Annotated in this window: 15 protein-coding genes; 11 read left to right on the forward strand and 4 right to left on the reverse strand. The window is 66.1% G+C overall.

Translation table 11 applies throughout. The features are described from left to right. Positions 1 to 22: 22 nt before the first annotated feature. The 9 genes from AZSP09_RS13315 (at position 23) to AZSP09_RS13355 (ending at position 11,168) form a co-directional block, all read left to right on the forward strand. Positions 23 to 592, forward strand: a complete 570-nt coding sequence (locus tag AZSP09_RS13315; protein ID WP_024973321.1) for an Hsp20/alpha crystallin family protein — start codon at positions 23 to 25, stop codon at positions 590 to 592. A gap of 93 nt (positions 593 to 685) precedes the next feature. Next, positions 686 to 3,535 (forward strand): heat shock survival AAA family ATPase ClpK, encoded by a 2,850-nt coding sequence (gene clpK / locus AZSP09_RS13320; protein ID WP_058158422.1) that lies wholly within the window; start codon positions 686 to 688, stop codon positions 3,533 to 3,535. Between the two features lie 16 nt (positions 3,536 to 3,551). Further along, positions 3,552 to 4,982 (forward strand): cardiolipin synthase, encoded by a 1,431-nt coding sequence (gene cls, locus AZSP09_RS13325; RefSeq protein ID WP_058158423.1) that lies wholly within the window; start codon positions 3,552 to 3,554, stop codon positions 4,980 to 4,982. A gap of 27 nt (positions 4,983 to 5,009) precedes the next feature. Then, positions 5,010 to 6,893 carry an ATP-dependent zinc metalloprotease FtsH gene (ftsH, locus tag AZSP09_RS13330; protein WP_058158424.1) on the forward strand — a complete coding sequence of 628 codons (1,884 nt, stop codon included), beginning with the start codon at positions 5,010 to 5,012 and terminating at the stop codon, positions 6,891 to 6,893. Further along, positions 6,890 to 7,330, forward strand: a complete 441-nt coding sequence (trxC, locus tag AZSP09_RS13335) for a thioredoxin TrxC (RefSeq protein ID WP_028914928.1) — start codon at positions 6,890 to 6,892, stop codon at positions 7,328 to 7,330. Before ftsH ends, trxC begins: the two co-directional genes overlap by 4 nt. A 75-nt stretch (positions 7,331 to 7,405) precedes the next feature. Continuing rightward, positions 7,406 to 7,876 carry a phosphate-starvation-inducible PsiE family protein gene (locus AZSP09_RS13340; RefSeq protein WP_034050555.1) on the forward strand — a complete coding sequence of 157 codons (471 nt, stop codon included), beginning with the start codon at positions 7,406 to 7,408 and terminating at the stop codon, positions 7,874 to 7,876. A gap of 7 nt (positions 7,877 to 7,883) precedes the next feature. Continuing rightward, positions 7,884 to 8,849: a zinc metalloprotease HtpX gene (locus AZSP09_RS13345; protein WP_034050554.1), complete on the forward strand. Its 966-nt coding sequence runs from the start codon at positions 7,884 to 7,886 to the stop codon at positions 8,847 to 8,849. A gap of 23 nt (positions 8,850 to 8,872) precedes the next feature. Beyond that, positions 8,873 to 10,027: a S1C family serine protease gene (locus AZSP09_RS13350; RefSeq protein WP_094868207.1), complete on the forward strand. Its 1,155-nt coding sequence runs from the start codon at positions 8,873 to 8,875 to the stop codon at positions 10,025 to 10,027. Between the two features lie 232 nt (positions 10,028 to 10,259). Beyond that, complete coding sequence (locus AZSP09_RS13355; protein ID WP_003141085.1) at positions 10,260 to 11,168, forward strand: LysR family transcriptional regulator; 909 nt, start codon at positions 10,260 to 10,262, stop codon at positions 11,166 to 11,168. Between the two features lie 227 nt (positions 11,169 to 11,395). Here AZSP09_RS13355 and AZSP09_RS13360 read toward each other — a convergent pair whose 3' ends face one another. Beyond that, positions 11,396 to 12,316 (reverse strand): LysR family transcriptional regulator, encoded by a 921-nt coding sequence (locus AZSP09_RS13360; RefSeq protein WP_152090310.1) that lies wholly within the window; start codon positions 12,314 to 12,316, stop codon positions 11,396 to 11,398. Between the two features lie 113 nt (positions 12,317 to 12,429). On the opposite strand from AZSP09_RS13360, the gene AZSP09_RS13365 reads away from it, so the two are divergent. Further along, entirely contained in the window at positions 12,430 to 13,644 is a 1,215-nt protein-coding gene (locus tag AZSP09_RS13365; protein WP_152090311.1) for an MFS transporter, read from the forward strand. 63 nt (positions 13,645 to 13,707) lie between these two features. Here the strand turns inward: AZSP09_RS13365 and AZSP09_RS13370 are convergent, their stop codons facing one another. Continuing rightward, complete coding sequence (locus AZSP09_RS13370) at positions 13,708 to 14,235, reverse strand: DUF2242 domain-containing protein (RefSeq protein ID WP_152090312.1); 528 nt, start codon at positions 14,233 to 14,235, stop codon at positions 13,708 to 13,710. 121 nt (positions 14,236 to 14,356) lie between these two features. Further along, the gene (locus AZSP09_RS13375; RefSeq protein ID WP_152090313.1) at positions 14,357 to 18,202 is read right to left on the reverse strand and encodes a PAS domain S-box protein; all 3,846 of its coding nucleotides are present in this window, start codon (positions 18,200 to 18,202) and stop codon (positions 14,357 to 14,359) included. Between the two features lie 141 nt (positions 18,203 to 18,343). On the opposite strand from AZSP09_RS13375, the gene AZSP09_RS13380 reads away from it, so the two are divergent. Then, positions 18,344 to 19,447, forward strand: a complete 1,104-nt coding sequence (locus AZSP09_RS13380) for an ABC transporter substrate-binding protein (RefSeq protein ID WP_152090314.1) — start codon at positions 18,344 to 18,346, stop codon at positions 19,445 to 19,447. Positions 19,448 to 19,453: 6 nt separating this feature from the next. Here AZSP09_RS13380 and AZSP09_RS13385 read toward each other — a convergent pair whose 3' ends face one another. Then, positions 19,454 to 22,834 (reverse strand): bifunctional diguanylate cyclase/phosphodiesterase, encoded by a 3,381-nt coding sequence (locus AZSP09_RS13385; protein ID WP_152090315.1) that lies wholly within the window; start codon positions 22,832 to 22,834, stop codon positions 19,454 to 19,456. Between the last annotated feature and the right edge of the window lie 98 nt (positions 22,835 to 22,932).

A 22,932-nucleotide genomic window follows, 5' to 3' on the forward strand; every position in this document is an offset into this window, starting at 1 on the left:
ATTTTTCTTCTGGAGGTGTGACATGGACATTGATTTCAAGAAATTGGCTCCCTGGAACTGGTTCAAGAAGGAGCAGGAAGAACAACAGAGCACTGCCTCGCTGCCGGTGCAGCGCAATGACCTGCCGGTGGCGGGTGGGCCCGTCAGTCCCATCCTGCAATTGCATCGCGAGATCGACCGCCTGTTCGACGACGCGTTTCGAGGCTTCGGTTTCCCGACGCTGGCCATGCCACGCTGGCCGTCGGACTGGCCGGGCATGCTGAAGCCGGCGCTGGACATCCAGGAGACCGACAAGCAGTACAAGATCGCCCTGGAAGTACCCGGCGTCGAGGAAAAAGACATCCAGATCACGCTCGACAACGACGTGCTGCTGGTGCGCGGTGAAAAGCGTCAGGAGCAGGAAACGAAAGACGGCGGTTTCCACCGGGTGGAGCGCTCCTACGGCAGCTTTCAGCGCGCTCTGAACCTGCCGGCCGATGCCAACCAGGACACGATCAAGGCCGCTTTCAAGAACGGCGTGCTCACGATCACGATGGAAAAGCGCGAGGCCAGTACGCCCAAGCAGGGGCGCTCGATCCCGATCAACGGCTGACGCGGGGCAGCGCGTTTTTCTCAAAAACCACAAAGAGATGAGGCACCGTGATCGGCGGTGCCTCGTCAGATCAATCTTTACAGGAGCATCAGCATGGCCAGAAAACAATGCCAAGTCTGCGGCCAGCCCGCCACGGTGCGGGTGGAAGCCAATCTCAATGGTCGCCACAGCACCATGCTGTTGTGTGACGATCACTATCGCCAACTGGTGCGCCAGCAAAAGCGCACCGTCTCACCGCTGGAAGCCTTGTTCGGCTCGCGCAGCGGGCTGTTCGAAGACTTCCTTGGCAGCGACTTCTTCCGCATCGGTGACGACGCACCGTCCATGGCGGCCGATACCGACGAGGTCGTCGATGCCTCGTTCGGCGAACCCGCCCCGGCCGGTACGGGCACCGCGCGCCGTCGCGGCAGTGGGCTCGCCAGCCGTATCAGCGAACAGTCCGAGGCCCTATTGCAGGAGGCCGCCCGACACGCTGCAGAGTTCGGGCGCGCCGAAGTCGATACCGAACACCTGCTGCTGGCGCTATCCGACAGCGACGTGGTCAAGACCATCCTGGGGCAGTTCAAGATCAAGGTCGATGACCTCAAGCGCCAGATAGAATCCGAAGCCAAGCGCGGCGATAAGCCGTTCGAGGGCGAGATCGGCGTGTCGCCCCGGGTCAAGGACGCGCTCAGCCGTGCTTTCGTGGCCTCCAACGAACTCGGCCACTCTTATGTCGGGCCGGAGCATTTCCTGATCGGGCTCGCCGAGGAAGGCGAAGGTTTGGCGGCCAACCTGCTGCGCCGTTACGGCCTCACGCCGCAAGCGCTGCGCCAGCAGGTAAGCAAGGTGGTCGGCAAAGGGGCCGAGGATGGCCGCGCCGAGACGCCGACCAACACGCCCGAGCTGGATAAATACTCGCGCGACCTCACCAAGATGGCGCGCGAGGGCAAACTCGATCCAGTCATCGGCCGTGCGCAGGAGATCGAGACCACCATCGAGGTGCTGGCCCGGCGCAAGAAAAACAACCCGGTGTTGATCGGTGAGCCCGGCGTCGGCAAGACCGCCATTGTCGAAGGACTGGCGCAGCGGATGGTCGCCGGCGAAGTGCCCGAGACGCTGCGCGACAAGCGTCTGGTCGAACTCAACATCAACGCCATGGTGGCAGGCGCCAAGTACCGCGGCGAGTTCGAGGAGCGCGTGCAGAAGGTGCTCAAGGAAGTGACCGAGCACCAGGGCGAGCTGATTCTCTTCATCGACGAGGTGCACACCATCGTCGGTGCAGGCCAGGGTGGCGGCGAAGGCGGGCTGGACGTGGCCAACGTGTTCAAGCCGATGATGGCGCGCGGCGAACTGAACCTGATCGGCGCCACCACGCTCAACGAGTATCAGAAGTACATCGAGAAGGACGCCGCGCTGGAGCGTCGCTTCCAGCCGGTGATGGTGCCCGAGCCGACGGTAGCGCAGACCATGATGATCCTGCGCGGCTTGCGCGACACCTTCGAGGCGCACCACAAGGTCAGCATCACCGAGGATGCGATCATCGCCGCCGCCGAGTTGTCGGACCGCTACATCACCGCGCGCTTTTTGCCTGACAAGGCCATCGACCTGCTCGACCAGGCGGCCGCACGCGTGAAGCTGTCGGCCACGGCCCGCCCGGTGGCGGTGCAAGAGCTGGAGTCCGAACTGCACCAGCTGCGGCGTGAGCAGGACTATGTGGCCTCGCGCAAGCAGTACGACAAGGCCGCCGAGCTGGGCAAGCACATCGAGGCCAAAGAGGCCGAACTCAAGAAGCTTGTCGAGGAATGGGAACGCGAGCGCGCCTCGGGCAGTGCCGAAGTCAAAGCCGAGCATGTCGCGCAGATCGTCTCGCGCCTGACCGGCATTCCGGTCAACGAGCTGACGGTGGAAGAACGCGAGAAGCTGCTGCATCTGGAGCAGCGGCTGCACGAGCGCCTCGTGGGCCAGGACGAAGCGGTGCGCGCGGTGGCCGATGCCGTGCGGTTGTCGCGCGCGGGCCTGCGCGAAGGCAGCAAGCCGGTGGCGACTTTTCTGTTCCTCGGGCCGACCGGCGTGGGCAAGACCGAGCTCGCCAAGGCGCTGGCCGAGTCCATCTATGGCGATGAAGGTGCGCTGCTGCGCATCGACATGTCCGAGTACGGGGAACGCCATGCCGTGGCACGCCTGGTGGGGGCGCCTCCGGGTTACGTCGGCTACGACGAGGGTGGCCAGCTCACCGAGAAGGTGCGGCGCAAACCCTACAGCGTGTTGCTGCTGGACGAGATCGAGAAGGCTCACCCCGACGTCTACAACATCCTGCTGCAGGTGTTCGACGACGGGCGGCTCACCGACGGCAAGGGCCGGGTGGTGGATTTCACCAATACCATCATCATCGCCACCTCGAACTTGGGCTCGGACATCATCCAGCGTCGGCTGAAGGCCCGTGGCGCCGCCGGCGAGGAATACGAGAGGACCAAGGGCGAGGTGATGGACGTGCTGCGCGGACACTTCCGCCCCGAGTTCCTCAACCGCATCGACGAGATCATCGTCTTCCATGCGCTGGGCAAGGAGGAGATCCGCCATATCGTCGGCCTGCAGCTCGATCGTGTGGCCCGCAACGCCGCCAGCCAGGGCGTGACGCTGACCTTCGATCAGACCTTGATCGATCACTTCGCGGAGGAAGGCTACAAGCCCGAGTTCGGCGCGCGTGAGCTCAAGCGGCTGATCCGCAGCGAGCTGGAAACTGCTCTGGCGCGCGAGATGCTGGGTGGCGGTATCGGCAAGGCCGATCACGCCAGCGCCCGCTGGGACGACAAGGCCGAACGGGTGGTCTTCGAGCGCCAGGAGCCACCCGCGAAGCCGGCCGAGCCTGAGAAGCCCGATGCCGCGAACGTGGCCGAGACGCCGCCGAGCGACGCGAGCAAGCCTGCGCGCAAGAAGAAGTCAGCGGGCGGCGAATCTTGAGCGATGGGAGGCTGTCGTGTCCGACCCCAACGGGCTGACATGGGCAGCCACCCTCGTGTCGCTGGCGGTCGCTATCCCCACAGCGGGGCACGCGGTCATCTACAAGCGTGACCCTCGATCGGCCACGCTGTGGGTGCTGCTGATCGCGCTGTTGCCGCTGGGCGGTTCGCTGCTGTATGGGCTGTTCGGCATCAACCGTTACCAGCGGCGGGCGCGGCGGCTGTTTCCGGGGGCAGATCCTGCTGTTCGGCAGGACCTCGCGCCCACGATGCCCGAGCCCGTATCGCCGCCGCTTGCCGGCCTGGCGCACCTGGTGGGACGCGCCACCGGCCAGTCGCTGACCAGCGGCAACCGCATCGAGCCGCTCGTCGATGGCGAGCAGGCCTACCCGGCCATGCTCGCTGCCATCGAGTCGGCGCGGCACAGCGTCGCGCTGGCTTCGTACATCTTCGACAGCCAAGGCATCGGGGCGCAGTTCGTCGATGCGCTGCGCCGGGCTCATGAGCGCGGCGTGCAAGTGCGGGTGCTGATCGACGACGTCTATGCCCGCTGGAGGCCCCGCAGCGCCTACCGCGCCTTGCAACGCGCCGGCGTTCCGGCGGCGACGTTCAACCCGACGTTGATTCCCGCGCGCCTGCATGCCGCGCATCTGCGCAATCACCGCAAGCTGCTGGTGATCGATGGCGAGACGGGTTTCACTGGCGGCATGAACATCTTCAGCCCGTATTGGCGGCCCGATGCGCCGGAGCAGGCCTGTCACGATTTGCACTTTCGTCTGCGCGGGCCGGTGGTCGCGCATCTGATGCGGTGCTTCACCGATGATTGGTGCGATACCACGGGCGAGCGGCTCAGCAAGGGTTTCTGGGGCGAACCGCCCGCAACGGCTGATGAGCAAGGAACCTCTTGGGCGCGCGGCATCGAGGCCGGTCCCGATGAGGCCCTGGACAGGATGCGCTGGACCTTCATGGGCGCTTTGAGCGCGGCGAAGCATTCGGTGCGCATCTGGACACCTTACTTCGTGCCCGATCAGCCGATGATCGCGGCGCTGAGCACGGCCGCGTTGCGCGGCGTGCGCGTCGAGGTGCTGACGCCCGCAAACGGCGACCATCCCACGGTGCAATGGGCCGCGCGCGCCCACTACTGGCAGGTGCTGGAGCACGGTGTACGCATCTTCGAACGGCCTGGCCCGTTCGACCACAGCAAGCTGATGCTGATAGACGGCCAGTGGTGCTGCCTGGGTTCGGCCAATTGGGATGCGCGCAGCCTGCGCCTCAACTTCGAGTTCAATGTGGAGGTGTACGACACCGCGCTGTCTACGCGGCTGGAATCCCTTTTTGATGCCGCCCGTGATGCATCGAACGAGATATCGGCCATGGCGTTGCGCGCCCGCCCGCTGGCCATCCGCTTGCGCGACGGGGTGGCCCGTCTGTTCACCCCCATTCTCTAGCGGCACGACTTGCGAGGAACATTGCCCATGGAAAAGAAAGATCAATGGAACATTGGCTACTGGATCGTCGCCGGCCTGTTGCTGCTGACGCTGCAGAACTACTGGCAGGCGGCCAAGACCGTCGAGCCCGTGCCCTACAGCGAATTCGAGAAGGCGCTGGCCGAGGGGCGCGTCGCCGAAGTGCTGGTGTCGGACCGCACGGTCACCGGGCGCCTGAAATCGCCGGACAGCCGGGGCAAGACCACCATCGTGGCCACCCGTGTCGAACCCGACCTGGCCGAGCGGCTGTCCAAGTACGACGTGCCCTATGCGCGGGTGGTGGAAAGCACCTGGCTACGTGATGTGCTCTCCTGGATTCTGCCGGCGGTGGCCTTCTTCGGCGTCTGGTTCTTCCTGTTCCGCCGCTTCGCCGAGAAGCAGGGCATGGGTGGCTTCCTGAGCATCGGCAAGAGCCGTGCCAAGGTATTCATGGAGAAGAACACTGGCGTGACCTTTGCCGATGTCGCTGGCGTCGATGAAGCCAAGGCGGAGTTGGTTGAGATCGTCGATTTCCTCAAGAATCCGCAGGAGTATGGACGGCTCGGGGCGCGCATCCCGAAAGGTGTGTTGCTGGTTGGCTCGCCCGGCACGGGCAAGACCCTGCTGGCCAAGGCCGCGGCGGGCGAGGCCGGGGTACCGTTCTTTTCCATCTCAGGCTCGGAGTTCGTCGAGATGTTCGTCGGCGTGGGTGCAGCGCGCGTGCGCGACCTGTTCGAGCAGGCCCGCGGGCAGGCGCCGGCCATCATCTTCATCGACGAGCTCGATGCGCTGGGCCGCGCGCGCGGTGTCGGCGGCCCCATCGGCGGCCACGACGAGCGCGAGCAGACCCTCAACCAGCTGCTCACGGAGATGGACGGCTTCGACAGCTCGGTCGGGCTGATCATCCTCGCCGCCACCAACCGCCCCGAAATCCTCGACCAGGCGCTGCTGCGCGCCGGTCGCTTCGACCGTCAGGTGCTGGTGGACCGGCCCGACAAGAAGGGACGGCTGGACATCCTGAAAGTCCACGTCAAGAAGGTGACGCTGGCTCAGGATATCGATCTCGAACAGGTGGCTGCGCTGACCACGGGCTTTTCGGGTGCAGACCTCGCGAACCTGGTCAACGAGGCCGCGCTGGCCGCGACCCGGCGCAAAGCGTCCGCCGTGGAGTTGCAGGATTTCACCGCCGCCATCGAGCGCATCGTGGCGGGCCTGGAGAAGAAAAACCGAGTGCTCAATCCCAAGGAGCGGGAAACCGTGGCCTATCACGAGATGGGGCATGCGCTGGTGGCGCTGGCGCTGCCCGGCACCGATCCGGTACACAAGATTTCAATCGTTCCGCGTGGCATCGGTGCACTCGGCTACACCCTGCAGCGGCCCACCGAAGACCGATTTCTGATGACACGTGCCGACCTGGAGCACAAGATCGCCGTGCTCCTGGGAGGGCGCGCGGCTGAGAAGCTCGTGTTTGGCGAGCTGTCCACAGGGGCTTCAGACGATCTCGCGCGGGCCACCGACATCGCCCGCGACATGATTACGCGCTTCGGCATGGATGAGGGCTTGGGGTACGTTGCTTTTGAGGCACAGAGGCCGCGTTTTCTTGATGCGCCTGAACTGGTACAGGGTGGCTGCCGGGTAGCCGAATCGACTCAGACACGCATCGACCAAGCCATCCGTGACATCGTGATGGGTGTGTTTGATCGTGCATACCGAATTCTCGAAATTAACCGAGAAGTGCTGGAGCGGTGCGCGCGCGAACTGCTCGCACGGGAAACGCTGGATGAATACAGCATCCGGCAACTGACGCAAGGGCTACAGCTCGAATCCCCATGTCACAGCGGCCCAACTGCCGGAGCCATTACTTCCTCTGTGTCCCAAGGAGCCACCTCATGAGTGACAGCATTCATATCGTCTGCCCACACTGCCAATCCATCAATCGCGTGCCAGCCAACAAGTTGGCAGAGAAGCCCAATTGCGGGCGGTGCCAGCACCCGCTGTTCACCGGAGAACCCATTGATCTGACCACAGCGACCTTCGCCCGTCATCTGGAGCGCAGTGACCTGCCGCTGCTGGTTGACTTTTGGGCGCCGTGGTGCGGACCGTGCAAGATGATGGCGCCGCAGTTCGAGCAGGCAGCCTCCCTGCTTGAACCCAAGGTGAGGTTGGCCAAGGTAAATACCGAGGCCGAGCCTCACCTGGCCGCCCAGTTCGGTATTCGCAGCATTCCAACCCTGATTTTGTTCCGAGGGGGACATGAGGTTGCACGTCAGGCGGGCGCCACGGGCGCGCAGGACATTATGCGCTGGGTGGCTTCGCAATTGCCCCGATGATTCAGGTGCAATCGAGTCGTCTTCTCGGACTCCCCGTTCGATTAACGTTTCATTGAAAGAGAGAGCGCAACGCTTATGCATAAAGAATCTGGCCACACGGCCCTTGACAAGATGCGCTCCCAGTGGCGGTTGATGACGGTTTACGAGCGCTTCGAGCAGGTCGTTGCCATCACGCTTTCGGGCGTCATCGCGTTGGTAATTGTGATTTCGCTGATTCAGTTGATTCGGCTGGTGTTCACACTGCTCGTCATGGATGCGCTGAATCCACTGGATCATAAGGTTTTCCAGCTGGTGTTCGGTGCCACCATGACGCTGCTGATCGCCATGGAATTCAAGCATTCGATCGTCAAAGTGGCTCTGCGCAAGGAAAGCATCATCCAGGTCAAGACCGTCATTCTGATCGCGATCCTGGCACTGGCCCGCAAGTTCATCATCCTAGAACCCGACGTTGATCCTGCCAAAGTGGCCGCGCTGGCGGGGACGGTACTGGCCTTGGGTCTGACCTATTGGCTCATGCGTGAACGCGATGACCGCAAGAGCGAGTAATGGAGGCATGACCCCCTATGGTCTAGTCGGCCGACACGATGCCAGGTCGAGGCACCGCTGGCTCAATCGCTTTCAAACCGCGCTGCTGGTTTTGACCCTGGTGGGGATCGCAGCTGCCGCTGGCAGTCTGCTGTTCGGCGAGATTGGCCTTTGGCTGGCACTGGCAACATGCGCATTGACCCTGCTGATCGAACCTGTCGCCGCCTCCGCGATGACCTTGCGTCTGTATGGCGCCCGTCCATTGCGCCCTGATGAAGCCCCCGCAATCTGGTCGTTGCTGCGAGCGCTCGCAGCTCGCGCAGGATTGCCGAACACGCCGGTTCCGTACTATGTGCCCAGCGACATCGTCAATGCCTTTGCCACCGGCTCCAGGCGCCTTGCCTCCATTGCCCTCACCGATGGCCTGTTCCGCAGCCTGAGTATGCGCGAACTGCAAGCCGTGCTGGCGCATGAAGTCGCGCACATCGCTCAAGAAGATCTTCGTGTCATGGGCTTGGCCGATTCGATCAGCCGGCTCACGAACCTGCTGGCGTTGTTGGGTCAGGTCGCGCTCCTGATCAGCATGCCAGCCTTGCTGGTCGGTGCAGCAGAAATTAACTGGATTGGCTTACTGTTGTTGGCCGCTTCGCCGCAACTGGCACTGCTCGCACAGTTGGGTCTGTCACGTGTGCGAGAGTTCGATGCCGACCGGATGGCAGTAGAGCTGACGGGAGATCCGCACGGGCTCGCCTCGGCGCTGGCGAAGATCGAGCGGGTGAGCCGCTCGTGGCGAGCCTGGTTGTTGCCCGGCTGGGGGAATCCCGAACCGTCCTGGTTGCGCACGCATCCGGCGACAGAGGATCGTATCGCGCGCCTGATGGCGTTGGCGCCTCAGCCATCGCAGGCCCTGCCGTTCCAAACGGAATATCTCGCGCCAAGGTCGTTCGCCCCGATGCGCCCGCCACGCCGGGGCCTGAGCGGCCTTTGGCGCTAAATCACTCGAAAGGAACCCCCGCCATGGCTTACCACGATCCTTACCCACAACGCCCAGCTCCGGATCATTTCGTCCGGCGGTGGCTCTTCATCACTGCGTGCGTTGCCGCACTCATGCTGTTCTGGCAGTTCCTGCCCGCCATCGAGGCCTGGTTCAGCCCGCGCCAAGCCGCTGAGCGCACCGTCACGCCGCGTGGCGATCTGGCCGCTGATGAAAAGGCCACCATCGAACTGTTCGAGAAATCCCGGGCATCGGTGGTCTACATCACGACGTCCCAACTGGTACGAGATGTCTGGACGCGCAACGTCTTTTCCGTGCCGCGCGGGACGGGTTCGGGTTTCATCTGGGATGACGCCGGTCATGTCGTTACCAACTTTCATGTGATTCAGGGGGCGTCGGAGGCCACTGTCAAACTGGCCGACGGCCGCGATTACCAAGCCGCGCTGGTCGGCGTGAGTCCGGCCCACGATATCGCGGTGCTCAAAATCGGCGTCGGTTTCCAGCGCCCGCCCGCCGTTCCGGTCGGCACCAGCGCAGACCTCAAGGTGGGACAAAAGGTGTTCGCCATCGGCAACCCCTTCGGCCTGGATTGGACACTCACCAACGGCATCGTGTCCGCGCTCGATCGATCGCTGCCCGGGGAATCTGGCGGAGTGACCATCGAACACCTGATTCAAACCGATGCCGCTATCAACCCCGGCAACTCGGGTGGGCCGTTGCTCGATTCGGCCGGCCGCCTGATCGGCATCAACACAGCGATCTACAGCCCTTCCGGTGCATCGGCTGGGATCGGCTTCGCCGTGCCGGTGGACACCGTCATGCGCGTAGTCCCGCAACTCATCAAGACCGGTAAGTACATCCGTCCGGCGCTGGGCATTGAGGTGGACGAACAGCTCAATCAGCACCTGCTTGCACTGACCGGAAGCAAGGGCGTGTTCGTGTTGCGTGTTACCCCTGGTTCGGCAGCGCACAAGGCCGGCCTCGCGGGTGTCGAAGTCACGCCGCAAGGCATCGTGCCGGGCGACCGCATCATCGATGTTGATGGCAAGGCGACGGACGATGTGGCCAAGCTGCTCGCGCGGCTAGACGACAGGAAGGTCGGCGATGTGGTGGTCTTGTCAGTGGAACGGGCCGGCAAATCGCGCGAGGTGCGTGTGGAGCTGCAACCCGGGAATTGATTGAACTGAACCTGTGGATCAGGCGGTAGTGCAGCGTCGCGGTGATTGAGGTTCTCAGGTCTTCGGCCAGGTAGCGTTCCGCCTCAACCTCCGTAATTTTCGGATGCGATCTGCCTATCCGAATAGGCAAGCATGCAACGCCGGAACCTCTTGCCAATCATCGAAGGAGAAAGCGAGGCGCAATCCGCTTGAGGTGGACGCAGGCCAGGAACGAGGCAAACAGGAGGCCGCATTGGAACTCAGACTACTGCGCTATTTCGTTGCGGTCGCGGAAGAACTGCATTTCGCGCGAGCGGCCGAGCGCCTTGGCGTAGAACAATCGCCTGTGTCGCGCGCAATGCGCAATCTCGAAGCCACGCTCGGCGTGCAGTTGTTCGACCGCAGCGCGCACCAGACGCGACTGACCTGGGCCGGTCAAGTGTTCCTCGGTGAGTGCCGGCGTGTGCTGGCCACCGTGGAGCAGGCGGTGAGTGCCGCAAAGGCGGCGGCGCAGGGCTATCAGGGTTATCTGCGCATCGCCATCTGCGACAGCTTGGCGCAGCCCCACATTGCCACCTTGCTGGCGCGCAGCCGCGAGGAAGAGCCCGAACTGGAGATTCGCGTCTTCGAGCTGCCTTTCGCGCAGCAGCTCAAGGGCCTGCACAACGATCTGCTGGACATCGGCTTTGCGCTGTCGGACGCGGTGAGCGAAGGCCTTGTCGCCGAGCCCGTGTGGACCGATCCTCTGTCGGTGATCGTGCCCGTGCGCCACCCCTTGTTGGCGCACGCGGAAGTGCCATTGGATGAAGCCTTGAAGTTTCCGTTGGTACTGTGCCATCCGGACGCGGGATCGGGCTGCCACCACCAGATCCAGGCGGTGCTTCAAGGTGCGTCCAAGCCGCTCAAGCTGGTAGATCAGGTGACGAGCCTAGGCGTGATGCTGACTCTGGTCGGTGCCGGTTATGGCCTAGGTTTCGCCATTGCCTCGCAGGTGCAGACCCTGAACCGCCCCGACATAACCGTTCGCCCCTTGGCCGGCACGCCGCCCATGCTGTCCACCTACCTGCTGCGCCGCAGCGCCGAACCCTCTGAGCCCATGAAGCGGTTTCTGCAGCGCGCCCGCGAGGAGTTCCTGCCAAAGGGAGATGAACCGGCCTCGTGACGTTGAGCGCTCGGGTACATTGGCTACTGCTGGCTGTCCATGGCTCGCACTGGACTTGCTCGGAGCGCGCGTTGACCAAGCGTGGTTTTTCAGTCCATAATTATGTCCATCTCGGTTCGCCGAGTGCGGAAAACTCGTTATCAATCAACGAGTTGGGAACACGATGATGTTCCCTTCACCCGCTCCACCGGATACTCAAAAGGCCAGTCCTCCGCGACTGGCCTTTTTCATTTCCGCTCCTGCCGCCACGGCGGCGCCGGCGTCAGGGCTGCTTCCAGTTCGGCCAGGAAGACCTTGACCTTGGGCAGGCGGATGCGGCTGGGGGTGTAGCAGGCGTAGAGGTGGCGGCCGAAGCGGACCTGGGGGTCGTGGTCGGGCAGCACCCGGATCAGGCGGCCGTCGGCCAGGGCCGGGGCGCACAGGAAGTCGGGCAGGATGCCGATGCCCTGGCCGGCGAGGATGGCGTCTTCCAGGCATTCCAGATTGTTGTAGCGCAGGGGGCTGTGGATGGGCACCCGGATTTCGGCTCCTTCCCGGTCGGTCAGGCGCCAGTGGCCGTCGTCGGTGAACAGGTAGCTGAAGCAGCGGTGCAGGGGCAGGTCCTGGGGCGTCTGGGGCGTGCCGTGGGCGGCCAGGTAGGCGGGGGCGGCGCAGAGGTGGCGTTCCAGTTGCAGCAGGGGGCGGGCCACGGCGTCTTCGGGCGGGGCCTTGGTCAGGCGCAGGGCCAGGTCGATGCGGTCGGCCACCAGGTCCACCAGCTGGTCGGTGAGTACCAGCTCACATTCCAGGCCCGGGTATTTCTCGACCATGGACGGCAGCAGGGGGGCGATGTAGCGGCGGCCGAAGGCCAGGGTGGCGCTGATGCGCAGCACGCCCTGGGGCGTTTCGCCCAGGTGGCGCAGGGCCAGTTCGGCGCTGTCCACCGCTTCCAGGGCGCGGCGGGCGTGCTGGAGGAATACTTCGCCGGCGGGGGTCAGGCTGAGGCGGCGGGTGGCTCGCTCGAACAGGCGCTGGCCGAGGGATCGTTCCAGGTCGCCGATCTGCTTGCTGACCTGGGCCCGGGTGCAGTCCAGCTGCCGGGCGGCGGCGGCCATGCTGCCGCTTTCGACGACCTTGAGGAAACTGTGCCAACTGGGAAGCCAGGCCATGGTGTCAATGATCCGTTGACGTTGATGCGGGGATTATGGGCTGTTTCGTCGCCGATTTGCTGACTAGAGTGGAATCCGATTGATTTGGTCCGTACGGGCCGGGAAGGATTACCATGTTTCGTACCCTGAGCCGGCCGGAAGTGCTGGTGACCACCCTGGCGGCGGCCGGCATTCTCATGGTGACCATGGGTGCCCGGCAGTCCCTCGGCCTCTTCGTCGCACCCCTCAATACCCACACCGGCCTGGGCATCGCCAGCATCAGCCTGGCCATGGCCGTGGGCCAGTTCACCTGGGGCGCCATCCAGCCCGTGGCAGGGGCCGTGGCCGACCGCTACGGCGCCCGGGCGGTGCTCATCGGCGGCCTGCTGGTGCTGTGCCTCGGCACTGCCCTGACGCCCTTCATGGATTCGGGCCTGGGCCTGATTTTTTCCATCGGCCTGCTGTCGGCCATGGGGGCCGGCGCCGGCAGCTTTTCCGTGCTCATCGGCGCCGCCGCCCAGCGCCTGCCGGTGGAGGCCCGGGGCGCCGCCTCCGGGGTCATCAACGCCGGCGGCTCTTTCGGCCAGTTCGTTTTCGCCCCCATCCTGCAGCGCCTGATCCAGAGCGTCGGCTGGATGGGCGCCCTGTGGGCCATGGCCATTGCCACCCTGGCGGCCCTGCCCCTGGTGGGACGTCTGGCGGGCGTTCCAGCGGCCCATGCCCCAACAGCGGCCACTGGCGGCGGTCTTGGCCAGGCGGTGAAGGAGGCCATGGGCGACCGCAGCTACCTGCTGCTGCATGCCGGCTTTTTCACCTGCGGCTTCCACATCGCCTTCCTCGTCACCCACCTGCCCGGCGAGGTGAACCTGTGCGGACTGCCGCCCTCGGTGGCCAGCTGGTCCCTGGCCATCATCGGCCTGGCCAACATCTTCGGCAGTCTCTATGCCGGCTCCTGTGTGGCCCGCTACCGCAGCAAGTACATCCTGGCGGCCATGTACGCCTCCCGCGCCCTGCTCATCATCTGGTACCTGATGATGCCGCGCACGGAATGGACCTACTACCTGTTCGCCGCCGGCCTCGGCTTCACCTGGCTGGCCACGGTGCCGCCGACGGCGGCCATCGTCGGCAAGCTTTTCGGCGTGCGCTACCTGGGTACCTTGTTCGGCCTGACCCTGCTCTCGCACCAGATCGGCGGCTTTCTCGGCGCCTACCTGGGGGGGCTGACCCTGACCCGCTTCGGCGACTACGGCTGGATGTGGTACGCCGACATCGCCCTGGCCGCGGCCGCCGCCCTGGTGAACCTGCCGATCCGGGAAAAGCCGGTGCAGCCCGCGGCCCAGCCGGCCTGAGGCGCTGCCGCAAAGCAAAAAGGCCAGCCCGGGAGGCTGGCCTTTGTTTTTGGCGCGGTGCGTTCAGTTGTTGTTGCCGCCGCCGTCCAGGCTGTCGATGAGGGCGAAGAGGCGCTTGTAGAAGTCTGGGTCGGCGATGGTTTCCTCGCCCACCTTGACCAGAGAATCCTTGTCCGCCGTCCAGGGCAGGGAGATGGAGCCGATGCCGGCAACGCTGAGGCCGGCGCTGTTGCCGCCGGCCTTGAGGGCAAAGCGGGTCTGGCGGGCATTGGCGTAGATGACGGTGCCGACGTTGCTGGGCAGGCATACCAGGCTGATGGAAAGTCGCATGCCGTAATCGGCCTCGGGCTGGAACAGCTTCTCGCCGTGGATGCTTTCCGGCTTGGTCTCCTCCACCTGGTAGCCCTGGCTGAGCAGGGCCCGGCGTCCCAGTTCGCAGGCGTTGGCGGGAACCCGAGTACTCCAGTATTCGAAGGGGGAATTGCTGTCGAAGGACTCGTGCTTGTAGGCCGGCGTGGGGCGGGAGGCGCAGCCCGCCAGCAGCAATCCGCTCAGGGTGAGTAAGACAAGGGGGCGGAAAGAAAAACGCATGGGGTTCTGGTGCCGGGAAAGACGGTTGCTGAAACGGTTGCCGAAGGCAGAATCTTAGATCATCCGGGCCGTTTCGGGGCGTTGCGACAACTTCCTTTACATGTTTTGGCGCCGGGGCCGCCTAGCCTGCGCCGGCCGGCTGGACCGCCTCCCGGGTGGCCGCCTCGAGCAGGCTCAGGGCCCGGTCGAAATCGAAGTACTCGATGGCCTGGTCGATCTGGGGGCCCCAGGCGCCGAGCAGGGGCAGCAGCAGGTGTGCGGACTGCTGCCAGAGCAGGCTGGCCTGCATGTCGTCGCCGGCCAGCAGCGTGTGCAGCCGGTTGAGCAGCTGGGCCTGCTCCCCGTTGGCGCCGTTGCCGGGCGTCGGCTCCGCCGCCGGGGTGCGGGCCGGCAGCCAGCGCAGCAGGGCCTGGTAGAGCACCTCGGGGACCACCGGCTTGGCCACGAAGTCGTTCATGCCGGCTTCCAGGCAACGCGCCCGGTCTTCGGCAAAGGCGCCGGCAGTCATGGCCAGGATGGGCAGGTCGGCGCAGCCGGGCAGCTCCCGGATGGCCCGGGTGGCCTGCAGGCCGTCCAGGTGGGGCATGTTCACATCCATCAGCACCAGGTCGAAGCCGCCGGACTGGGCCAGGCTCACCGCCTGGTGCCCGTCCTCGGCCACGCTGACGGCCAGGCCGGCATCGTGCAGCAGGTCCTGGGCCACCTCCTGGTTGAGGGCGTTGTCTTCCGCCAGAAGGATGCGGCAGCCACCGTGGCGGGCGCGCAGGCGGGCCGGCAGTTCCTGCTCCGCAGTTGCGGCGGTGGTGCTGGCCGCGGTGTCCGCCACCTCCAGGCGCAGGCTGATCCAGAAGACGCTGCCCTGGCCCGGCTTGCTGTCCACCCCGATGTCGCCGCCCATGAGCCGGATGAGGCGCTTGCTGATGGCCAGGCCCAGGCCCGTGCCGCCGTACTTGCGGGTGGTGGAGTTGTCGGCCTGCTCGAAGGCCTGGAACAGGGCGGCCTGCTGCTCAGGGGCGATGCCGATGCCCTGGTCCGCCACCTCCAGGCGCAGCTCCACCTGGCTCTGGCTGCGGCTGAGCAGGCGGGCGCCCAGGGTGATGTGACCCTGGTCGGAGAACTTCACCGCATTGCTGAGGAAGTTCACCAGGATCTGCTGCAGGCGCATGGCGTCGCCCCGCAGGACGGGGGGCAGGGCCGGGTCGAGGTGCCGCTCCAGGCGCAGGCCCTTGGCTTCCAGCTGGGGCCGCAGCAGGTTTTCCGCATTGTCGAAGAGGCGCGCCAGGGGGAAGTCCTGCACGTCCAGACGCAGCTTCTCGGCCTCGATCTTGGACAGGTCCAGGATGTCGTTGATGATGTTGAGCAGATGGGTGGCGGCACCGTGGATCTTGTCCACCCGCTCCCGGGCCCGGGCGTCGCCCACCTCCCGCCCCAGCAGGTGGGAGAGGCCGAGGATGGCGTTCATGGGGGTGCGGATCTCGTGGCTCATGTTGGCCAGAAAGGCGCTCTTGGCCCGGCTGGCGCTCTCCGCCTCGTCCCGGGCTTCGGCCAGCTCCATGGTGCGGGCGTGCACCAGCTCCTCCAGGTGGTGGCGGTGCTGTTCCAGTTCCTGTTCCAGGCGCAGGCGGAAGGTGATGTCCCGGTGCAGGCACAGCACGTAGGCCTGGCCTTCCCACTCGACACGGCTGGCGCTCACTTCCACGTTGAAGGTGCGGCCGTCCTTGTGGCGGTGCACGGTCTGGAAGAACTCGCCGCCCTTGCTCAGGGCCCGCAGCATGGCGGTGATCTGTTCCCGGGGAATCGCGGCGTCCCAGTCCCACACGTGGAGCCGTTCCATTTCCTCCGGCGTGTAGCCGAGCATGGCCGCCATGGCCGGATTGGCCTCGGCCACGGCGCCGTCCTCGGTGAGCAGCACCAGGCCGTCGCGGCTGTGCTCGAACAGGGCCCGGCGCATGGAAACTTCGCTGGCCATGGCCCGGGCCTGCTCCTTGCGTTCGGTGATGTCGCGCCAGACGGAGGCACAGCCGAGGCGCCCGTCCATTTCCACCCGCCGGTTGCTGACCCAGAAGTCCCGCACCTGGCCGTCCTTGCGCCGCAGGCGGGTTTCCGTGCTGTGCTGGCCGTCCCGGATGACGGCGGCCAGGGCCTGGCGGACCTGCTGCGGGTCCATCTCCGCCTCCAGGTCGGCGATGGAGAGGCCGGCCAGTTCCTCCCGGGTGTAGCCCAGGCTGGCGCAGGTCATGTCGTTGAATTCGATGAAGCGGCCGCTCTCGGCGTCGATCAGGCAGATGCTCTCCGGCGCCTGGGCGGCGATGGCACTGAAGATGTCCTCCCGCTCGCGCAGGGCGCTGCGGGTCTGCAGGCGGCCGATGGCGTCACCGAGGCGCTGGGCGATGCTTTCCTGCAGGGTCCGCTCCTCCGGCAGCAGGGCCGTGTCGTGCTCGCCGTCGGGCTGGCACAGCACCGTCAGGGTGCCCTGGTCGCCTCCCGGGGTGCGGAAGGTGACCCGGTGGCCGCCGGTTGCGGCCGGGTGGCCCGGGGTGGCGTAACGGACACCGCCGAACTCGATGCAGGCGAAGGTCTGCCGGGGCCAGCGCCAGCCCGGCGGAATGAGGCCCACCACCCGTTCCAGGATTTCCCCCAGGCCCAGGGCCGGGTCTTCCGTGACCCGGGATATTTCGTAGAGGCAGGCCAGTTCCTGCATGCGTTTGCGCAGCACCCATTCGGTATGGGCCCGGGCCTTCTCCTTGGCATCCAGGGCATCGAGCAGGGCGTCGAAATGGCCGGCCAGCTGGCCGATCTCGTCCTCTTCCTCCATGCGCCCGACCCGGGCCAGGGTGTGGCCCTGGCCGAAGTCGGTCATGGCGTCGCGGATGCGCTGCAGGCGGTCGGTGAGGCGGCGGGATTTCTTCAGGAAGACATAGGTGAGCAGCAACATGCTCAGGCCCAGCACCAGCGAAATGCCGCCCAGGAGCAGGTGCTTCTCGTTCTGGTAGTAGGTTTCCGGAAAGCCGGAGTAAATCATGCCGATGCGCCGCCCCTCGCCGTCGAGCAGGGCCTGGTAGCCGGCGATCTGCCAGCTGTCCACCACCCGGGCCCGCCGCACCCAGGTGCTGCCTTCTTCCAGCACCGCCTGATTGACCTCGGTACTGGCCCGGGTGCCCAGGGCCCGCTGGCCGTTGGCCAGCTGCACGTTGGTGGCGACGCGGATGTCGTCGAGGAACAGGGTGGCGGTGCCGCTGTCGCCGCCCGGCAGGGTGCCCACCGGGAAAACCACCTCCCGGATGTTGTCGATCAGGGCCAGGTTGTTGTTGAGCAGGATGCCGCCGAAGAGGATGGCATCTCCGTAATCGCCGCTGAGGGGCAGGTGGGCGGCGGCGTTGATGAGCAGGCCCCGGGTCTCCGCCTCGCCCTTCGGCGCCCCCGCCACCTCGACCCGGGCCCGGGCGGGAAAGCGGGAGCCGAGGCGGGCCAGCTGTTCCGCATCGAAGCGCTCGTAGGCCGATACCGGCAGTCCGGTCAGCACCTGGCGCACGACAAAGGAGCGGGGCAGGCGGGTGCCGGGCACGGCGTCGGTGCTGGCGGCGATGATCTGGCCGTCCTCGGTGGCGACGATGAGATAGTCCAGGCCCGCCGATTCGGCCCACACGTCGAGCACCTTGCCCAGGGTCGGGTCGTTGCCGCGGTGGGCCTTTAGCAACTGGGGCAGGCGTTCGGAGAGGGCCTGCTGCAGCACCTGCTGGCCGGAGCGGTTGCGGATCTGCTCCAGATAGTTGCGGGTGCTGATCAGATGGGCGTGGGCATTGGCCTCCAGCAGTTCGTCGAAACGCTGGCCACCCGCCACCAGCACGGCCATGATCACCGGCAGGGTGACGAGCATGGGCACCAGGCCCAGCACCACCAGGCGGATGTGCAGGGAGCGGCGCCAGGCCCGCTGCCAGCGGGAAAGGATGTGTGGGTGCAAGGCCATGTTGGGCACCGGGGCGACGGCCGGGCGGCCGCCGGGGTTAGGTGAATGATCTGCCGTCTATTATCTTAGTATTATCAGAATCTTTCGGCGACCATGGGTGGAATTAGTGCATGGTCCCAACCACCAAAGCGGAGCTTTCCCATGCGCAAGCCCCTGGCTGCCCTGATCCTCCTCGCTACCCTGCTGCTGGCCGCTTGCGGCGAACCGGAGCCGGTGCGCATCGGCTTTCTCGGTGGTCTTTCCGACCGCAACACGGATGTGGGGGATGCCGGGCGCAACGGCGTCATCCTGGCGGTCGAGCAGTGGAACCGGGAGGGCGGCATCCAGGGCCGCCCCATCGAGCTGATCGCCCGGGACGATGCCCAGAAGGCCGAGACCGCTGCCCGGGCGGCGGCGGAGCTGGGCCAGGCGCGGGTGGAGGCGGTGATCGGCCCCTTCACCTCGGCCATGGCGGCGGCGGCCGTGCCGGTGCTGGCCCGCAGCGACACCCTGCTGATCAGCCCGACCCTCAGCGCCATGGCTTTTTACGCCAAGGACGACAACCTGGTGCGCATCAACCGCAGCACCCGGGACAATGCCGGCGACTACGCCCGCATGCTTTACCAGCGGGGCCAGCGCCGCGTCGCCGTGGCCTACGACACCCGCAACCGGGTCTTTTCCGAATCCTGGCTGGAGGAGTTCCGCCGCGCCTTCACTAGCGGTGGCGGCGCCATCGTCGCCGAAGCGGCCTACGACTCCCAGCCCGACACGGATTTCGCCCAGGTGGTGCGGCGCCTGCTCAGGAACGACCCGGACGGCCTGCTCTACATCGCCGGCGCCATCGATGTGGCCCGCCTGGCCCAGCAGTCGCGCCGGCAGGCGCCCCGGCTGCCCATTGCCGCCTCGGAATGGGCGGCGTCGGAGCAGCTGACCGAACTGGGGGGCTCCCTGGTGGAAGGGCTGCTGATCCTGCAGAACTACAACCGCTATGACGAATCCCCCCGTTACGTGGCCTTCCGCGACGCCTTTGCCCAGCGCTTCCAGCGCCTGCCGGGCTACAGCGCGGTGGCGGCCTACGATGCGGCGACGGTGCTGTTCACCGCCCTCAGCCGGCGCCAGCGGGGCGACAGCGTCAAGGCGGCGGTGCTCAAGTACGGCCCCTACCAGGGCCTGCAGCAGCAGATCAGTTTCGACGCCTTCGGCGATACCACGCGGCAGGCCTTTTTCACCGAGATCCAGCAGGGGCGCTTCGTCCTGGTGCGCTGATCCCCTTCATGCGCGGCGTTGCAGCATCCAGGCGGTGAAGTCCGCCGCCGGCATGGGCCGGCCGAAGAGGTAGCCCTGACCCTGGTCGCAGCCGGCGCCGCGCAGGAATTCCAGCTGCTCCTGGGTCTCGATGCCTTCGGCGGTGATATGGAATCCCAGGGAGTGGCCGAGGGCGATGATGGCGCGGGCGATGGCCACGTCGTTGGCGTTGTGGGGCAGGTCGGCGACGAAGGCCCGGTCGATCTTCAGGTGGTTGATGGGCAGCACCTTGAGATAGGCCAGGGAGGAATAACCGGTGCCGAAGTCGTCCACCGCCGTGGTCACCCCCAGGGTCTGGATGTCGCACAGCACCTGCCGGGCATGGTTGGGGCTTTCCATGATCAGGCTTTCGGTCACTTCCACCTCCAGGGCCGTGGCCGGCAGACCGTGCTTTTCCAGGGCCTGGCGCAGGGTCGCCGCATAGTCGCTGCGCTCGATCTGCAGGGCCGCCACATTGACGGCGATGCGCCCGGCCAGCAGGCCCCGGTCCGCCCACTGGCGGGCCTGGCGGCAGACCTGGTCGAGCACCAGTTCGCCGATGGGCACGATCAGTCCGGTGCGTTCGGCCAGGGGGATGAACTCGGCCGGCGACACCAGGCCCCGGGCCGGGTCGCGCCAGCGCAGCAGGGCCTCGGCGCCGCACAGGCTGCCGTCGGCCAGTTCCAGCTTGGGCTGGTACCAGACTTCGAACTCGCCCTCTTCCAGGGCCCGGCGCAGGGAGCGTTCCTGGGTCAGCCGTTCCTGGGCGCGGCGGGTCATGTCGGCCTGGTAGAAGCGGTAGCTGTTGCGGCCCCCTTCCTTGGCCCCGTACATGGCGGTGTCGGCATTGCGCACCAGGGCTTCCGGCGTGTCGCCGTCGAGGGGGGCGATGGCGATGCCGATGCTGGTGGTGACCAGGGCGGCGGTACCGTCCAGGTCGAAGGGTTCCTGCAGGGCCTGCAGCAGCTTCTTCACCACACTGATGGCGTCGGTGCCCTGGGCCAGGTTGTTGAGGATGATGGCGAACTCGTCGCCTCCCAGGCGGGACACCGTGTCCTCCACCCGCACGCATTCCTTGAAGCGGTGGGCCGCCTGCTGCAGCAGCAGGTCGCCGGTGGGGTGGCCCAGGCTGTCGTTCACCGTCTTGAAGCCGTCCAGGTCCAGCAGCAGCACCGCCAGCTCCTGGCCGTAGCGCTGGGCCCGCTCCAGGGCGTGCTGCAGGCGGTCGTGGAAGAGGGTGCGGTTGGGCAGGCCGGTGAGGGGGTCGAAATGGGCCAGCCGCTCCAGTTCGTCCTGGGAATGCTTGATGGCGGAAATGTCGGAGAAGACGCCGACGTAATTGACCGGCTTGCCCTCCTGGTCGAGCACGGCATTGATGGTCAGCCACTCGGGGAAGAGGGCGCCGTTCTTGCGCCGGTTCCAGATCTCGCCGCGCCAGATGCCTGTGCTGGCCAGGGTCTCCCACATCAGGCGGTAGAACTCCGGTTCCTGGCGGTCCGAACGCAGCAGGCTGGGCAGCTGGCCCAGGGCTTCGGCGGCGGTGTAGCCGGTGATGTCGGTGAAGGCCTTGTTCACCGAGAGGATGACGCCCCGGGCGTCGGTGATCATGACCCCGTCGGCGGTGTTCTCCATGACCACTCCGGCCAGGCGCAGCTGTTCCGTGGTCTGCTTGATTTCCGTGATATCGGTGGAAATGCCGAGGACGCCCCGCAGGCTGCCGTCCGGCCCCGGTAGGGGGCATTTGGTGGTGAGGTAGGTGCGTTGCACGCCGCCGTCGAAGGCCTGCTCTTCGAAGCGCATGGGTTGGCCGGACTGCATCACCAGTTCGTCGTTGTGCCGGTGCTGCACGGCCAGGGCGGGGGAGATGAAGCTCTCCCGCAGCTGTCCTTCCACGGCGGCGCGGGGGCGGCCGATGACCTTCTCGAAGAGGCGGTTGCCCAGGCGCAGGCGGCCCTCCGTGTCGAACATGTAGATCAGGGAGGGGGCATGGTCCACGATGGCGCCGAGCAGGCTGCGCTGCCGCTCCAGTTCCGCCTCGGCCTGCTTGCGCTCGGAGATGTCGCGCACCACGGCATGGAGCACCGGCAACTCGTTGAGCTGCATGGCGCTGAGGGTCACTTCCGCCGGGAACAGGCTGCCGTCGCAGCGCTGGTGGGTCCATTCGAAGCGGTGCAGGCCCCGGGCCACGGCGATTTCCATCATGGCCTTGGCCTTCTCCGCCGAGGTCTGGCCGTCGGGCTGCCGGGCCGGCGACAGGTCGATGGGGGAAATGCCCCGGAACTGGGAAAAGTCCTTGAAGCCGAACATCTCCAGGGCCGCCGCATTGGCCTCGGAGAAGCAGCCCTGGCGGACGATCCAGGTGGGGTCGGGGGAATGTTCGAAGAGGGTGCGGAAGCGCCCCTCGCTCTGGGCCAGGGAGGCTTGGATTTCCTTGCGCTCGGCGATTTCTCGGGAGAGCACCCCGTTGCGCTCGCGAATGAGCCTGTTGCGCCGCATCAGCTGGGCGACGAAATAGAGCAGCAGCAGGGTGTTGGCCAGAGCCACCAGGAACAGGGGCGAGTGCAGCAGATTGGTGCTGGGCCAGCCCGCCTTGGGCAGGCCCGCCAGCTGCCAGGTGCCGCCGGGTACGCTGACGTTCATCAGCACTGGTTGCTGGGCGAATACCGCACTGTCGCCCCAGATCATGCCGCCGTCGGCGCCTTCTCCGTCTTTGCCGCGTAGGGCCAGGTTGAGGGGGCTTTCCCGGCCGATGCCGCCGACGTTGAGCAGGCGATCCACGTCGGCCACTATGGAGGCCACGCCCCAATAGCGGCTGCCGCCGGCCTTGTCGGTGATGAACACCGGCCGCCGGTGGATCAGGGCGCGGCCGCCCTGGACCAGATCCACCGGGCCGGCCAGGAGGGGGCCGCCCAGTTCCCGGGCACGGCGCACCGTGGCGAACTGCTCCGGCCGAGTGCTGTAGGCGAAGCCCAGGGCCCGCTCGTTGCCGGCCAGGGGATAGACCTGGCGGATGACGTCATCCGGTGCCAGGGCGATGTTGCGGATGTGGGGTACGGCGGCGATGGCCTGGGAGGCCATGCCGGCGAAGCGCTCGGGGGAGATGCTGCCGTCGTGGCGCAGCAGGTGCACGATGCCTTCAGTGATGCTGAAGGTGGCCATGATCTGGCCTTCCAGCCGGGCTCGCACGGCGGCCAGTTCGGCGGTGGCCTGGGTGCGGGCCTCGCTGGTGCGGCGGTCCACCTCCAGTTGGCCGAGGAGCAGGGCCAGGATGCTGCCCACCAGCAGCACTGCCGCCAGCAGGGCATAGCTGCCCGCTCCCAGCAGGCGAAAGGAGGCGCCGAACGCCGCGCCCGTCTTCACTTTCGCCATTGACTATCCCTTCCACCCTGGTTGATGCCCGACTGGGCCCGATGCTGGGTTTATAGCGCTGATTACACAGGCAATATATGACTTTCGTCACATATAAG

It is taken from the genome of Azospira sp. I09 (genome assembly GCF_009177135.1).
Classification (GTDB): Bacteria; Pseudomonadota; Gammaproteobacteria; order Burkholderiales; family Rhodocyclaceae; genus Azospira; species Azospira oryzae.